Annotated in this window: 9 protein-coding genes; 6 read left to right on the forward strand and 3 right to left on the reverse strand. The window is 62.8% G+C overall.

Features of this window, described 5'->3' with window-relative positions; genetic code table 11:
* Window positions 1-77: 77 nt before the first annotated feature.
* The 5 genes from ACIQUF_RS16810 (at window position 78) to ACIQUF_RS16830 (ending at window position 6,954) form a co-directional block, all read left to right on the forward strand.
* The gene (locus tag ACIQUF_RS16810) at window positions 78-788 is read left to right on the forward strand and encodes a fumarylacetoacetate hydrolase family protein (protein ID WP_403133346.1); all 711 of its coding nucleotides are present in this window, start codon (window positions 78-80) and stop codon (window positions 786-788) included.
* 17 nt (window positions 789-805) lie between these two features.
* A complete protein-coding gene (locus tag ACIQUF_RS16815) occupies window positions 806-1,564 on the forward strand; it encodes an SDR family oxidoreductase (RefSeq protein WP_403133349.1) in 759 nt (252 codons plus the stop codon).
* A 24-nt stretch (window positions 1,565-1,588) separates the two neighbouring features.
* On the forward strand, window positions 1,589-2,539 hold the full coding sequence (locus ACIQUF_RS16820) for a 2-hydroxyacid dehydrogenase (protein WP_403133352.1): 951 nt from the start codon (window positions 1,589-1,591) through the stop codon (window positions 2,537-2,539).
* 390 nt (window positions 2,540-2,929) lie between these two features.
* On the forward strand, window positions 2,930-6,127 hold the full coding sequence (locus tag ACIQUF_RS16825; protein ID WP_403133355.1) for a T6SS effector BTH_I2691 family protein: 3,198 nt from the start codon (window positions 2,930-2,932) through the stop codon (window positions 6,125-6,127).
* Window positions 6,124-6,954: a DUF6708 domain-containing protein gene (locus ACIQUF_RS16830; RefSeq protein WP_403133357.1), complete on the forward strand. Its 831-nt coding sequence runs from the start codon at window positions 6,124-6,126 to the stop codon at window positions 6,952-6,954. The genes ACIQUF_RS16825 and ACIQUF_RS16830 overlap by 4 nt, the downstream gene beginning before the upstream one ends.
* A 111-nt stretch (window positions 6,955-7,065) precedes the next feature.
* Here the strand turns inward: ACIQUF_RS16830 and nirD are convergent, their stop codons facing one another.
* From nirD to ACIQUF_RS16845, 3 genes are all read right to left on the reverse strand, one after another.
* Window positions 7,066-7,428, reverse strand: coding sequence for a nitrite reductase small subunit NirD (gene nirD / locus ACIQUF_RS16835; RefSeq protein ID WP_403133359.1), 363 nt, complete (start codon window positions 7,426-7,428; stop codon window positions 7,066-7,068).
* The gene (gene nirB, locus ACIQUF_RS16840; protein WP_403133362.1) at window positions 7,428-9,980 is read right to left on the reverse strand and encodes a nitrite reductase large subunit NirB; all 2,553 of its coding nucleotides are present in this window, start codon (window positions 9,978-9,980) and stop codon (window positions 7,428-7,430) included. Before nirB ends, nirD begins: the two co-directional genes overlap by 1 nt.
* Before the next feature lie 291 nt (window positions 9,981-10,271).
* On the reverse strand, window positions 10,272-14,012 hold the full coding sequence (locus tag ACIQUF_RS16845; protein WP_403133364.1) for a molybdopterin-dependent oxidoreductase: 3,741 nt from the start codon (window positions 14,010-14,012) through the stop codon (window positions 10,272-10,274).
* Between the two features lie 300 nt (window positions 14,013-14,312).
* On the opposite strand from ACIQUF_RS16845, the gene map reads away from it, so the two are divergent.
* Complete coding sequence (gene map / locus ACIQUF_RS16850) at window positions 14,313-15,089, forward strand: type I methionyl aminopeptidase (protein ID WP_403133562.1); 777 nt, start codon at window positions 14,313-14,315, stop codon at window positions 15,087-15,089.
* Window positions 15,090-15,115: the final 26 nt, after the last annotated feature.

Below are 15,115 nucleotides of genomic sequence, written 5' to 3' on the forward strand. Positions count from 1 at the left end.
AAGCCAAGCCCGTTTTCGTCCAACTTTGCCCGCCAGCCGCTGGCTACGCTGGCCACTCCAGTACGGAGGATCCACCCATGACCTACCTGTTCAACCCGCCCGCCGTCGTCAGCCTGCCGATCCTGGACAGCGCTGCGCGCTTCCCGGTCGGCCGGGTGTTCTGCCTGGGCCGCAACTACCCCTGGCCCGAGTCCGCAGGCCCGGCGCCGCGCGAGCCGGTGTTCTTCATGAAGCCCGCGAGCAATGTGGTCGAGGCGCTGGGCGAACTGCCCTTCCCACCACAGACCGACGAGTTCTGCCATGAAATCGAGCTGGTGGTGGCGATTGCCAAAGGTGGCGCCGACATCGCCCCGGAACGCGCTCTGGAGTATGTGTTCGGCTTCGCCGCCGGCCTCGACCTGACCCGCCGCGACCGCCAGCGCCAGGCCAAGAGCGAGGGCCTGCCGTGGGAAGGCGCCAAGGTGTTCGAGGCCTCGGCGCCGATGACCGCCATTGCCCCCGCCAGCCAGTTGCCGTGGCCACTGGACGCTTCGCTGTGGCTGCAGGTCAACGGCCAGGAGCGCCAGCGTGCGCACCTGAGCCAGCAGACCTGGCCGCTGGCCGAGGTGATCAGCCGGCTGTCGCGGCAACTGCCGCTGCGTCCCGGTGACCTGATCATGACCGGCAGCCCGCCCGGCGTGGCGCCGCTGAACCCGGGCGACCTGATCCATGCCGGCATCGACGGCATCGGCGAACTGCAACTGCGCGTCGGCCCACGTCCCGCCGCCCAAGCCGCCGACGCGGCCTGAACCTCTGGAGCCCTGACATGAGCCAACCCAAGAAAATCGCCCTGGTCACCGGCGCCGGCAGCGGCATTGGCCGCGCCGTCGCCCTCGCCCTGCTGCAGGACGGCTTCAGCCTGGTGCTCGCCGGGCGCCGCGCCGAGCCGTTGCAGGCGCTGGTCGAGCAAGCCCAGGCCGCTGGCGGTGAAGCCCTGGCGGTGCCCACCGACGTGCGCGACGAACAGAGCGTTGCGCAACTGTTCGCCACTATCGAGGAGGTGCATGGCCGCCTCGACGTGATCTTCAACAATGCCGGCATCAACGCCCCCGCCGTGCCGATCGACGAACTGCCCCTGGAAAACTGGCGCAACGTCATCGCCACCAATGTCGACGGCGTGTTCCTCTGCGCCCGCGCCGCCTTCGGCCTGATGCGCCGTCAGCAACCCCAGGGCGGGCGGATCATCAACAACGGCTCGATCTCGGCGCACACCCCGCGCCCGTTCACGGCGCCCTACACCGCCAGCAAACATGCGGTGCTGGGCCTGACCAAGGCCCTGGCGCTGGACGGCCGCCCATACAACATCGTGTGCAGCCAGGTGGACATCGGCAACGCCCTGACCGAGCTGTCCGAACGCATGACCCGTGGCGTGCGCCAGGCCAATGGCGAGATCGCCGCCGAACCGATGCTCGACGTGCGCCATGTGGCCGACGCGGTGCGCTACATCGCCGCGCTGCCGCTGGACGCCAACGTCCTGAACATGACCGTGATGGCCAGCAACATGCCCTTTGTCGGCCGTGGCTGACCCCTGCCTTGAATGGAGAGCTAGATGAAACCTGAAGTCCTGCAACTGAGCCCGATCCTCATCCCGGCCATCCGCGAACGCCTGGAAGCCCTGTTCACTGTGCACCGCTACTACGAGCAGGCCGACAAGGATGCTTATGTCAGCCAGCACGGCCCCAATATCCGCGGCGTGATCACCGGCGGCCACACCGGCATCAGCCAGGCGCTGATGGCGCGCCTGCCGAAGCTGGAAGTTGTGGCGGTCAATGGCGTGGGCACCGATGCGGTGGACCTGGCCTATGCGCGTGATCGCGGCATCCAGGTAACGGCCACCATCGGTGCGCTCACCGAAGATGTCGCCGACCTGGCCATCGGCTTGCTGATCGGCGTGTGCCGGGGCATCAGCACGGGCGACCGCTTCGTGCGCTCAGGCCAGTGGGCGACCAGCGCCACGCCACTGGCACCACTGCCGCTGGCACGTCAGGTGTCGGGCATGCGTGTGGGTATCGTCGGCATGGGCCGGGTGGGCCGTGCGGTGGCCCAGCGCGCGGCGGCGTTCGGCTGCCCGATTCGCTATACCGATTTGCAGGCGCTGGATGTGCCTTACGGGTTCGAGGCGGATCTGCAGCAGTTGGCCAAGGAAAGCGATGCGCTGATCCTCGCGGCGGCAGCGGACAAAGGTGAAGCCCTGATCAACCGTGAGGTTCTCCAGGCGCTCGGAACTGAGGGGTATCTGATCAATATTGCGCGCGGCAAGCTGGTGGATGAACCGGCATTGATCGCGGCACTCGAAGCCGGTGAAATCGCGGGGGCGGCGCTGGATGTGTTCGCCGATGAGCCGCGTGTGCCAGAGGCGTTGTTCGAGCGTGAGGATGTGCTGCTGCAGCCGCATCGGGCCAGTGCCACGGTGCAGACCCGCACGCGCATGGGGGAAATGGTTGTGGCTAGCCTGGTGGATGTGTTTGCTGGGCGTGAGCCGCAGGGGTTGGTGATCTAAGGGGACTGCGCAATCCTCTGTGGGAGCGGCTTCAGCCGCGAAAGGGCCGGACCTGACAAAGTAGACTAAGTAGCCTGTACCGGCCTCTTCGGGCGCAAGCCCGTTCCCACAGGTGCACCGTTGTTTTGAATCAATCGGTGTACCTGTGCCATTCCCATGCTGTTGAAAAGTTACTCAGCGAATATTCCTACAAGTCTTTAGGAAGAGCCAAACTCCACTGAGAAATCGTTCCTCGTTAGTGTTCAGGTGCAACTTCCACGCAACTGTTCGCTAACCAACCGTTGGCCGGCATAGCCGAGCGATGACGGGTGAAAGAGGGACCTCCATGCTTAACCAGTTTGATAAGAACATCAAGAAATCCTCTCAGCTTGAACCGGGGGAGGACCATCCATGAGCATCAGCCAGCGCATCGCCACTGCTGTGGCCGAAACCGAATTTCTCCTCACCCCCTGCAAAGCCTGCCAGCGCCAAGGCCTGCCAATCCTGCCCCTGCGCCAAGCCCTGGTCCCCGATACCCGCCCAGGCCGCGATTCGGCCACGCAAACCCGCATGGGCCTGCGCACCTTGCGCAGCGGCTACCTCTACGTGCTGCTCGACCAGCGCATCTGGCACGCCTACGAAGTCACCGATCACGGCCACCTGCGCCGCTTCAACCCTTACGAACCGCCACTCGGGCCACCGCCGCCGCTGCCCGAACGGTGCGCGCAGGCGGACCATGACCTGCCGTCTTCCTTTATCAACATCGACACCGAGGCCTACGGCTCGGCCTGGCTGGCCTTTTCCAGCGATGCCTGGCCAGTCAGCGTGCTGCAGGCCTACCGCAATGGCCAGGCGCCCGCGCACCGCTTCGAAGGGCTGGACCTTGCCCAGGCGCGCAACAACCCCGAGCTGCTCGGCCTGGCGATGACCCCAGACAACCTTCAGGTCGACCGGCAAGTATTCGAATACGCCCAGCAACTGAACGGCCCGTTCGACAGCGCCCACGGCTTCCACAGCCGCTTCCTGCGCAAGTTCGCCCTGCGCGGTTACGTGGTCAACGCCATGCAGCAGCACGCGCTGGAAAACGGCGTGCTGGCGGTGGTGCTCGACGACACCGTCGGCCTGGTCCAGGAGTACAACCACCAGCGCCTGAACTGGGTGGTCAAACGCCAGGCCTGGCGCGAGGATCCGCTGCGCGCCTACCAGCTGCAGACCTCGCAGATTCTCCAGATCATCCGGCAAACGCAGCGAGAATGGGCGGCTCAAGAGATACAGCCATCCTTCGAGCCGCAAACCGGCGACGGCCCGCCGGCGTTCACCGACCCCGCCACCGAACGCCAGCGACTGGTGGACGTGCGCCAGCGGGAGAGCGATGAAAAGCTCGAAGAACGTTACGACGAACCCCGGCGCGCTGCCTTCCAGGCCGACTACGACCAGCAGGAACTCCAGTTCCAACGCCACATCGACCAGCACGCCGTCGACTACGTAACGTACTGCGAAAGCGCAGCCTTCGCCCTGATCGAGCGGCATGACTACGACGGCAGAAATCGCGAGTCAGGCATCGCCTACACCAAGACCATGGCCGGCTGCCTGGCGGGCGGTATTACCGAAGCCCCATCCACGAGCGCCGAGCCCGCCGCACCTGCCGCCGGCACCAGCGCAGCCCTGTGGCTCAAGTGGTTACAAGACCCAAACAGCCCCGCTTACCGCGCCTTGCTGCTGCGCGATGGCGCCTTGCTGGCCGCGCTGCTGCCCAGCTTTTCGCAGACCGAATCGAACAACTGGAATGACAGCGAAAAGCTTTACACCGCCTTGAGCAAATTCATCGCCAGTGAAGACGCCGGTCTCAAGCTGCGCGATGCACTCAAGCAGTCTGTCACCGAACTGCAGGGAGCGGTCAACGCCGCCAGCCAACGCCTGGCCGTGTGGCTCGACCCCGGTGTGCAACAGGTCGTCCGCCACCTGAACAGCGCCAGCCAACGAATCTACAACGGCGTGCACCTGGTCGAGCTGCAGGTGCAGATGAAGCTGGGCGAGTACTACGCCTTGCAGAGCGCGCACCTGCGCCAACTGCAGAACAGCGCCAGCGAGAAACTGGCCAAGGCGCGGACGAAGATGATGCCGCCGCTTCACGAAGTCATGGCGGGCGTGGAGAACAAGGCAAACAAGGTCAAGCCCATCATCCAGACCGGCTTGCTGAGCCTGGCGGTGCTCGACCCGAAGGTGGCGCACACAGTGGTTAACGTCAGCGTCTGGGTCGAGGGTACGGCCCACGAACTGCATGAACGACTGGCCAGTGAAGTCAAGTTGAACGTCAATCAACTGGGGCCTGCGGCAGAGATGACGCTGGTGGATCTCAAAGTGGCGGCGGGGACACTGGAGCCGAGTGCGCGGAAATTGCTCGATGGCATGCGGATCAGTGCGGGGCAGGCTTCGCGGTTGGTGAGCGATGGTTTTACTGGGTTGAGGGGAACCGGCAAAGGGTGGGAGTTGTTGTTTTCCATCGGCGGGCTTTATTTGTTGAGTGACAGCCTTGGGAAGAATCTGAAAAAGGCGGAGGAAGAATTAGGGCCGAAGTCCAGTGAAGCGATGATGGCATTGTACGGATCCAGCGTAGGCATTATTGGCAGCAGCCTGGAGCTCTTTGGATTTTTGATACCACGGAAATCTACGACACCTCATCACCTTAGCATAGGGCGAAAAATCGCTAGGGCGGGCGCCATACTTAATGCAGCAGCCGGGCTTTTCGAATCTTTACAGCTCATACTTGCCGCAAAGCGAAGTTACGACTCTGGCGACAACATTACAGCACTATGGTATGCCCTTTCAGCGTCATCAGCCACCATTGGCACGGCCACCGCAATCAGAGCGGTGTTTAGCCCCTTGCTATTGGGCGCCCTAGGTGCAACCGTCCTTTTCAGCTTAATTACATACCTATTCACCAAACACGCTACAAAACGCGAATCGACGCAGCTAGAGCGATGGACTGGACGCTGCTACTTCGGAAAACCCAATGCAACCCCGCACGTTCATTGGGACGCTCCACAACATAGTGATATTGCACTAGCGGAATTGAATGCCGCGGTACTGGGACTTGAGGGAAATTTGAAAATTGAATCCATATTCCACAATCAACCCATCAGTTCTAAGATTGGCATTCCTATTATCCCGCTAACTCAGAAATTGTTAAAGTTTCGAATCGCGCTACCGCGATTCACCCATACAACCTCCAGCTATCATTGGGCGATTCTATTCCATCGCCTGGGAGATGGTAGCGCGCCAAACTACAAAGGAGGGGAAGTGATTTTCGATGAGAGATACTACACACCTTCAATTGAAACGAGGACTAGCAAGTATGCCGCAATGAAACCAATAGCCCCTCCAAAAATGGCTGATTACCACCCAGAAACCCGCGAGATAGTTAATACGGAACAGAAGATAACCACGCCAAATAATAACCGCCCCCTCCTAATAGACGGAAAAATCAAGCTAGCAGCCACCAGCGGATCGCACAATGTCATGACCGTCTCGCTAGTGATCACTTATTGGCCAGACCGCACCCTTTCAAACGCGTATGCGGAGATCGTAATCCATGAGATCGTGAGATGAGCCAATCACCTCGACCGGTCGGCTGGAAATATGATCTGCCTTCACCGAACGCACACGCCACAGTAGAGGATGCGCACAAAAGTGTCGAACCTAGCCCTAACCATATAGATGACTGTTTCTTAGAGCTACCAAGAGCATCTTTAAAAATTCGAGGCTACTGGTTGATTTTAGGGCCTCTACTCATGCTTGGCGTTTCAACCATAACCGCCATAACGATTTATATCAGCATCATCGAACCAAGCCATGGAAGCCTTGAGCTCATGGTGTCTGCGGTGCTATTTTCCGCTCTCACATTCTGGATCCTTACTCCTTTCATCCGAATAGATATCGGACTTCCTCGCCATGAGCCAATACGTTTTAATCGGCGACGCAGGAAAGTTTACTTCTATCAATACAGATTTGACCGACTCCACCCGTTGGGTCGAAAAAACTGGGGGGTTAAAGCAGTGGCGTATAACTGGGATGACATTACCGCAGAGGCTTACCGTATCTACAGACCCCTGGGTTATGGTGGGCTGAAAGAGGAGGTAATGCTATCAATCCGGAAGGCCGGCACAGACGACGTAATTGATCGCGTTTTCTTTACAGATGACATTCAAAAAGGTGAACAATACTGGACCATTGCCAGACTGTTCATGCAACAAGGCCCCGAAGCACTCCCTGACTTCATCCATCCTCCGAGAGATTGGGATGATTACCCTAATCCCGCCCCTTGGGAAAATGCGCTTCATCGCAACCCATTTGATCGACTCGCACCGAAAGTTCAATGGCCCGCCGACATGGACCTCGAATCACGTACTGCCCCCTCACAGGGAGAACATCCATGAAACCTGCAGTCTTCGTTAGTTGCGCCCACATCTGTGTAATTAAAGAAGCTGCCTGACCCCGCTACGCGGCCCTATCGCCAATTTGCTGGCGATGGGGCCAGAATCGATGGATCAGGCCACCGCCACTTCCACAGCCCCCCCGTTCATCCGCACCGGCCACACCCGCAGCCGTTGCCCGGCATCTTCCAGGCACTCGCCGCTCGCCAGGCTGAAATGCTGCTTATATAGCGGCGCAGCCACGACCAGCTCCCCTTGCAAGCTCCCCACCAAACCTCGGCCAATGATATTGGCCCCCGAGCGAGGGTCCCGGTTATCGACTGCGTACAGCGGCTGCGCCTGCCCAGGCACGTAGAACAGCGCAACCTGCTCCCCCTCTAGCCACACCACCACCCCCGAATCGGCGACCAAATCTTCAGCCCGGCACACCGCCTGCCAGTTCTCTTGGGTTTTCACAGCAGCATTGGACAGGTTCATCACATAGCCTCCTCGACAGTTGGGATCAGATGTAGCGCAGCAGCCGGCCGACGCTGTTCGCGCTCGCGGACGAAATGCACATCAGGGTCGGCGCGCCGATCGTTGACGAAGGTGCGGAAGCGCTTGAGTTTTTCCGGGTCGTTGAGGGCGTTGGCCCACTCGCATTCATACTGATCGACCACATGCTGCATCTGCGCTTCCAGTTCGGCGGCCAGGCCCAGGCTGTCGTCGAGGACCACCTGCTTGAGGTAATCCAGGCCGCCTTCCAGGCTTTCGCGCCAGACCGAAGTGCGCTGCAGTTTGTCGGCGGTGCGGATGTAGAACATCAGCACGCGGTCGATCAGGCGCACCAGGGTTTCGTCGTCCAGGTCGGTGGCGAACAGTTCGGCGTGGCGCGGGCGCATGCCGCCGTTGCCGCAGACGTACAGGTTCCAGCCTTTGTCGGTGGCGATCACGCCGATGTCCTTGCTTTGCGCCTCGGCGCATTCGCGGGTGCAGCCGGACACCGCGAACTTGAGCTTGTGCGGGCTGCGCAGGCCCTTGTAGCGGTCTTCCAGGCGCAGCGCCATGGCGACGCTGTCCTGCACGCCATAGCGGCACCATGTGCTGCCCACGCACGACTTCACCGTGCGGGTGGACTTGCCGTAGGCGTGGCCAGTCTCGAAGCCGGCTTCGATCAGCTCGCCCCAGATCAGCGGCAGCTCGTGCAACTGGGCGCCGAACAGGTCGATGCGCTGGCCACCGGTGATCTTGGTGTAGAGGTCGTACTTTTTGGCGACCTGGCCGATCACGATCAGTTTGTCGGGGGTAATTTCGCCACCCGGGATGCGCGGCACCACCGAGTAGGTGCCGTTCTTCTGCATGTTGGCCATGAAGGTGTCGTTGGTGTCCTGCAACGGCACCAGCGCCGGGTCCATGATCGGCTGGTTCCAGCATGAAGCGAGGATGTTGCCCACCGCCGGCTTGCAGATGTCGCAACCAACGTGGCCTTTGCCGTGGCGTTCGAGCAGGTCGTTGAAGGTGCGGATGCCGCCGACCCGCACCAGCCCGTAGAGCTCCTGGCGGGTGTAGGCGAAGTGTTCGCACAGGCTCTTGTCCACGGTGACGCCACGGGCGGTCAGTTCATGTTCGAAGACCTGCTTGAGCAATGCCGCGCAACCGCCACAGCCGGTGGCGGCTTTGGTGCAACCCTTGACGGCGGCGAGATCGCCGCAGCCGTTGTCGATGGCAGCGCACACCGCGCCCTTGCTGACATTGTGGCATGAGCAGATGGTCGCGCTGTCGGGCAATGCGTCGGCGCCCAGGGCTGGCGCCCCACCGCTCTGCGGCAGGATGAGCACGGCCGGGTCGGCCGGCAGGGCGATGCCGTTCTGGGCGTATTGCAGCAGGGTGTCGTAGTAGCTGTTGTCGCCCACCAGCACGGCGCCGAGCACGTGCTTGCCGCTGGCATCCACCACCAGCCGACGGTAGGCGGCGTTGGCCTCGTCGATGAAGCGGTAGCTGCGCGAACCCGGCGTAGCGCCGTGGGCGTCGCCGATGGAGCCGACATCCACGCCCAGCAGCTTGAGCTTGGTCGACATGTCGGCGCCGGTAAATTCACCGGCGGCCTCGCCCAGTAGCAAGGCCGCCAGGTTGCGCGCCATGCTGTAACCCGGCGCGACCAGGCCGAACACACTGCCGTTCCACGAGGCGCATTCGCCGATGGCGAAAATGCGGGGGTCGCTGCTGCGGCAATGGTTGTCGATCACCACGCCACCGCGCGCGGCGATTTCCAGGCCGCTGGCACGGCCCAGGGCATCCTGGGGGCGGATGCCGGCGGAGAAGACGATCAGGTCGGTCTCAAGGTATTCGCCGCCGTCGAAGTTCATGCGATAGCGGTAGGCTTCACCGGCACTGATCGACTGGGTGGCGCGTGACAGATGCACGCCAACGCCCAGGGCTTCGATCTGTGCCTTGAGCGCCGCGCCGCCTTCGCCGTCCAGTTGCACTGGCATCAAGCGTGGGGCGAACTCCACCACGTGCGCTTCCAGGCCTAGCGACTTGAGCGCGTTGGCGGCTTCCAGGCCAAGCAATCCACCCCCGACGACCACGCCGCGAGTGGCATTGGCAGCGGCGGTACGGATTGCGTCGAGATCATCGAGAGTGCGATAGACCAGGCGTGCATTGCCGCCGGAGCCTTCGATCGGCGGCACGAACGGATAGGAACCGGTGGCCAGGATCAACTGGTCGTAGCCGTAACGGCCCTCGGCGGTGACCACTTCGCAGCGGTCGCGGTCAATTTCCAGCACCGCTTCACCCAGGTGCAGGTGCACGCCATTGTCGCCATAGAACCCTTGCTCGCACAGGGCCAGGGTTTCGGCGCAGCTGCCGCCGAAGTACTCCGACAGGTGCACGCGGTCGTAAGCGCGCTGGCGCTCTTCGCCGAATACATGGAGCTCGAAGCGCGCCAGGGCGCCGCGTTCGACCAGTTGCTCGACGCAATGGTGGCCGACCATGCCGTTGCCGACGATGACCAGTCGCTCTCGTTGCCCGCTGCTCGCTGTTGCCTTCATACGCCGATCCTCGATCAAAAAAAAAGCGCCTGGAGCCGAAGCTCCAGGCGCCTTTGCCTGTATTCATCACGGAGTGCCCCTGGGTTGATCGCCGTTGATCAGGGGGGCTTGTTGTGTGGGAGATATTGCATGGACTGTGCCAGTTGGATTGGCTGTGCCGGCCTCATCGCGGCTGAAGCCGCTCCTACCTGGATTGCGCGACGCCAACCCCTGTAGGAGCGGCTTCAGCCGCGATGAGGCCAGTACAGCCAATGCACATTCCAAGTGCACCACTCACCATCTTGGGGCACATCAATACACATCCCGCCGATACCGCTTGGCCTTGCTCAAGGCTTCCATGTAAGTATCCGCATCCACGCCCCCATGCTCAAAAATGACCTCGCGCAACGCCACATCCACATCCTTGGCCATGCGCTGAGCATCCCCGCACACATAGAAATACGCCCCCGCCTCCAGCCACTGCCACACCTGCGCGCCCTGCTCACGCAGGCGCTGCTGCACATAGATCTTCTCGGCCTGATCACGGGAAAACGCCGTATCCAACCGCAGATGCCCACTCGCCTGCCAAGCCTGCAGCTGCTCCCGGTAATAGAAGTCGGTCGCGGCGTACTGCTCGCCAAAGAACAACCAGTTGCCGCCCTTGGCCCCCCGTGCTTCACGCTCTTCGAGGAAAGCACGAAACGGCGCGATGCCGGTACCGGGGCCGACCATAATCACCGGCACCGTGTCGTCATCGGGCAAGCGGAAATGCTTGGATACCTGCGGAAAGATCGCGATCTTCTGCACCTGCCCACGGTCGGCGAGGAAGCTTGAGCAGACCCCTTTGCGTTCGCCATAGCGCACGGTGGAAACGGTCAGGTGAACCTGGCCAGGGTGCGCCAGCGGGCTGGAGCTGATCGAGTAAAGCCGTGGCTGCAGAGGCTTGAGCAGGTCGAGCCATGTAGCCAACGGCAGGTCTTGCGGAAAAGCGCGCAATACATCGACCAACTGCCGGCCCCACAGCCAATCCTGCAACTCGCGTTTGCATTCCGGCTGCAACAGGCGCTGCAGCTCGCCGGCTTGCTGGCTGAAGACCTGCAGTTGCTGCGCAGTCACCTTGGCGATTTCCAGATGCGACACCAGCGCCTGGGCCAGGGGCATGAGTGCTTGCCCTTTCAGCTGAACCTGGGCCTGGCCATCGAGCCGCATCGCCGCCAGCATTTCCTCCACCAGCGCCGGGCAGTTGCGTGGCCATACCCCCAGGGCATCGCCGGCGGCATAGGTGAAATCGCTGCCGGCCAGGTCGAACACCAGCTGGCGGGTTTCCTTGCTGGCGCCTGGGGCATTGAGCAGGCGGTTTTCCAGCAAGGTCGCCGACCAGGGTTGTTGCTTGCTGTAGCCCGCAACGGTTTCAGCCACAGGCAGCGGTACGGCGGCGCTGCCCAGTTCGGGCAGCAGTGCATCGAGCCAGGTGGCGAAGGCCTCATCGAAATCCGGCTCGCAGTCGACGCGTGGCAGCAGGCGCCGACCACCCAGTTCAGCCAGGCGCTGGTCGAGCTTGCGGCCAAACCCGCAGAACTGGTCGTAGCTGGAGTCTCCCAGAGCCAGCACGGCATACGGAAGCTCGGCACAGTGCGCGCCCTCCTCGCCCTGCAGCGCCTGCCAGAACGCCGTGGCGCTGTCGGGCGCATCGCCATCGCCGAAGGTACTGGCGATCAGCACGACGCTGGCCGCACCCTGCAACTGGCGGGGGCTGACCGCCTCCAGGCCACTGAGCTGCACATGCAACCCGCCCCGGCGTAAACGCTCGGCGCAGCGTTCGGCCAGCACTTCGCCGTTACCTGTTTGCGAGGCCCATAGCACCTGATGATGGGGCGCAACGGATGCGCTCGCGGTCGGCTCGGCACTCAGCTCCAGGGCTTCGATGCGCGCACCGGCAACCCGCTGCAAGGCCACGGCGCAGTGTTTGAAGGCCGGTTGCAGCGACAGCGGGTCGACCGCATCGCAGGTGACCGCATTGATTGCCAGTTGCTCGCCGATCACATCGTTCCAATGGAAGGGTGCAAAACAGCTGCCGGGCATCACCCGGTCACTGACCCGCGCCGGCAGCACGGCCAGGCCACGGCGCGAGCGGATCGCCACCTGATCCTTGTCGCAGATGCCCAGCCGCGCCGCATCCTCGGGGTGAATTTCAACGAAGGGGCCGGGTTCCAGCTTGTTCAGTGCCGGCACCTTGCCGGTCTTGGTCAGGGTGTGCCATTGGTGCTGCACCCGGCCCGTATTGAGCACCAGCGGATAATCGGCGTCTGGCAGCTCTGGTGCGGGTAACCAGGGCCGGGCGAAAAAGCGGGCCTTGCCGCTCGCTGTTGGGAAAACCAGGGTGGCGGGATCGCCGTTCTCGACATAGCGCAGTGGGCTGCGGTCGTCCGTGTGGCCTGGGGCGCTGGGCCATTGGCGGGGTTTGTCGCGCAGCGCCTGGTAGTCGATGCCGCGCAGATCGTAGCCGGTGACCGGGTTGTTGAAGCGGCGGATCTCGTCGTACACCGCCTCAGCGTTGGCGTAGTCGAAGGCTTCGGCATAGCCCATGGCACACGCGACCCTGGCGATGATCTGCCAGTCCGCCAGGCTCTCGCCCGGCGCCTCGACCGCGCGCGGCATCAGGGTGAGGTTGCGCTCGCTGTTGATCATCACGCCCTCGCCCTCGGCCCACAGCGCGGCCGGCAGGAGGATATCGGCGTAGCGGTTGGTTTCGGTGTCGAGGAAGGCATCCTGGGTGATCACCAGCTCTGCCTGGCGCAGGCCGTCGATCACCTGCTGGCGGTTGGCGACACTGGCCACGGGGTTGCTGCAGATGATCCAGCAGGCCTTCACGTCCCCGGCTTTCATCTGCTCGAACAGTGCCACCGTGCCTTCGCCAGCCTCCGCGCGCAGGCTGCCGGAGGTCAGGCCCCATTGCGCCTCGACGAAGCTGCGGTCGCCTTCGACCAGCGCCGAGCGCTGGCCTGGCAGGCCCGGCCCCATGTAGCCCATCTCGCGGCCGCCCATGGCATTGGGCTGGCCGGTCAGCGAGAACGGCCCGCTGCCAGGGCGGCAGATGGCGCCGGTGGCCAGGTGCAGGTTGCAGATCGCGTTGCTGTGCCAGGTGCCGTGGATGCTCTGGTTGAGGCCCATGGTCCAGCAGCTCATCCAGTCCTTGGCCGTGCCGATCAAGGCTGCGGCCTGGCGGATGTCATCCTGCGCCAGGCCGGTGATGGCGGCCACGCGTTCGGGCGTGTAGTCGTCGAGGAAGGCAGGTAGCTCGTCCCAGCCTTCGGTGTGGCGGGCGATGAAGTCGGGGTCGGTGTGGCCATCACGATGCAGCAGGTGCAGCAGGCCGTTCAGCAGCGCCATGTCCGAACCAGGACGCACCTGCAGGAACAGGTCAGCCTTGTCGGCGGTGGCGGTGCGTCGCGGGTCGACAACGATCAGCTTGGCCCCGGCTTTTACCCGGTCGAGCAGGCGTAGGAAGAGTATCGGGTGGCAGTCGGCCATGTTCGCGCCGATCACCAGGAAAACCTCGGCACGCTCGAAATCCTGGTAACTGCCAGGCGGGCCATCGGCACCGAGCGACAGTTTGTAGCCGCTGCTGGCACTGGCCATGCACAGGCGCGAGTTGGACTCGATATGGCGGGTGCGGATGAAGCCTTTGGCCAGTTTGTTGGCCAGGTACTGGGCTTCCAGCGACATCTGCCCGGAGACATACAGCGCCACGGCGTCTGGGCCGTGCTGGTCGATGATGCTGCGCAGGCGCTCGGCGGCCTGGGTGATGGCCTGGTCGACGCTGCTGCGGGCCGGCTCGTGGTCGCGCTGCTGGCGCACAAAAGCGCTCTCCATGCGCCCGGGGGCGGTCAGTGGGATGTGCGCGGTAAGGCCTTTGGTGCACAGGCGACCGAAGTTGCTGGGGTGCTGTTTGTCGCCGCTGACCTTGATTACCTTGCCGTCGGCGACGCTCATGACGATGCCGCAACCGACGCCGCAATAGGGGCAGACGCTGCGGACTTGGGTGCTGGCCATGGGCGGGTCTCCTGCTGGAACGCAAAAGGCGCCGGTTGCCCCGGCTTGCTTGGCAAGGGGGGCAACACGGCGCCTTTGTCGTGAGTCTGATGGGGCTGTCGTCGTTGACAGTCCCGGATGGAATCCAAGGAGCAAATACTGGGCCAGCTGTACCGGCCTCTTCGCGGCTGAAGCCGCTCCTACAGATACTGCACCGCCGTCGGACTCGACCGGTACCGGCAACGCACCATGCGGTGGCATCACAAAGGTCCCTGGCGCTATGCTGGAGCAAATTCCAGCATGAGTTACTGCCCTCCCCCCATGTCCCAGGTGATCCTCAAGACCCCCGCCCAACTCGACCTGATGCGCAACGCCGGCCAGCTGCTGGCCCAGGTGTTCGCCGACCTCGATAGCTTTATCCGCCCCGGCGTGACCACGATGCAGATCAACGACCGCGCCGAAGCCTTCATCGTCGACACCCTCAAGGCACGTCCGGCGAGCAAGGGCCAGTACGGCTTTCCCTACGCGCTCAACACTTCGGTGGACCATGTGGTCTGCCATGGCATGCCAAAGGCAGATGAGGTGCTCAAGGAAGGTTCGATCATCAACGTCGACATCACCCTGGAACAGGGCGGCTACATTGCCGATTCATCGAAGATGTACAGCCTTGGCTCGATCAACGAGGAAGCCCAGCGGTTGGTCGACACCACTTACGAAGCACTGTGGAAAGGCATCGCCCAGGTGCGCCCCGGCGCAACGCTGGGCGATATCGGCCATGCCATCCAGGCCCATGCCGAAGCCGCCGGCTACAGCGTGGTGCGCGAGTACTGCGGCCACGGCATCGGCCAGCAGATGCATGAGGGGCCGGAAGTGCTGCATTTCGGCCAACGCGGCATGGGCATGAAGCTCAAGCCGGGCATGGTGTTCACCATCGAGCCGATGATCAACCAGGGTGGGCGCGGGACGCGGACGTTGAAAGACGGCTGGACAGTGATTACCCGCGACCACACGCTGTCTGCGCAGTGGGAACATACCGTGGCGGTAACCGAGGATGGGGTCGAGGTGCTGACCTTGCGCGAAGAAGAGCGCGGCCAATAAGGTCCTGAAATGAAAAAAGCGACCCT

Origin of the sequence: Pseudomonas sp. NPDC090233 (genome assembly GCF_044772285.1) — a bacterium.
Classification (GTDB): domain Bacteria; phylum Pseudomonadota; class Gammaproteobacteria; order Pseudomonadales; family Pseudomonadaceae; genus Aquipseudomonas.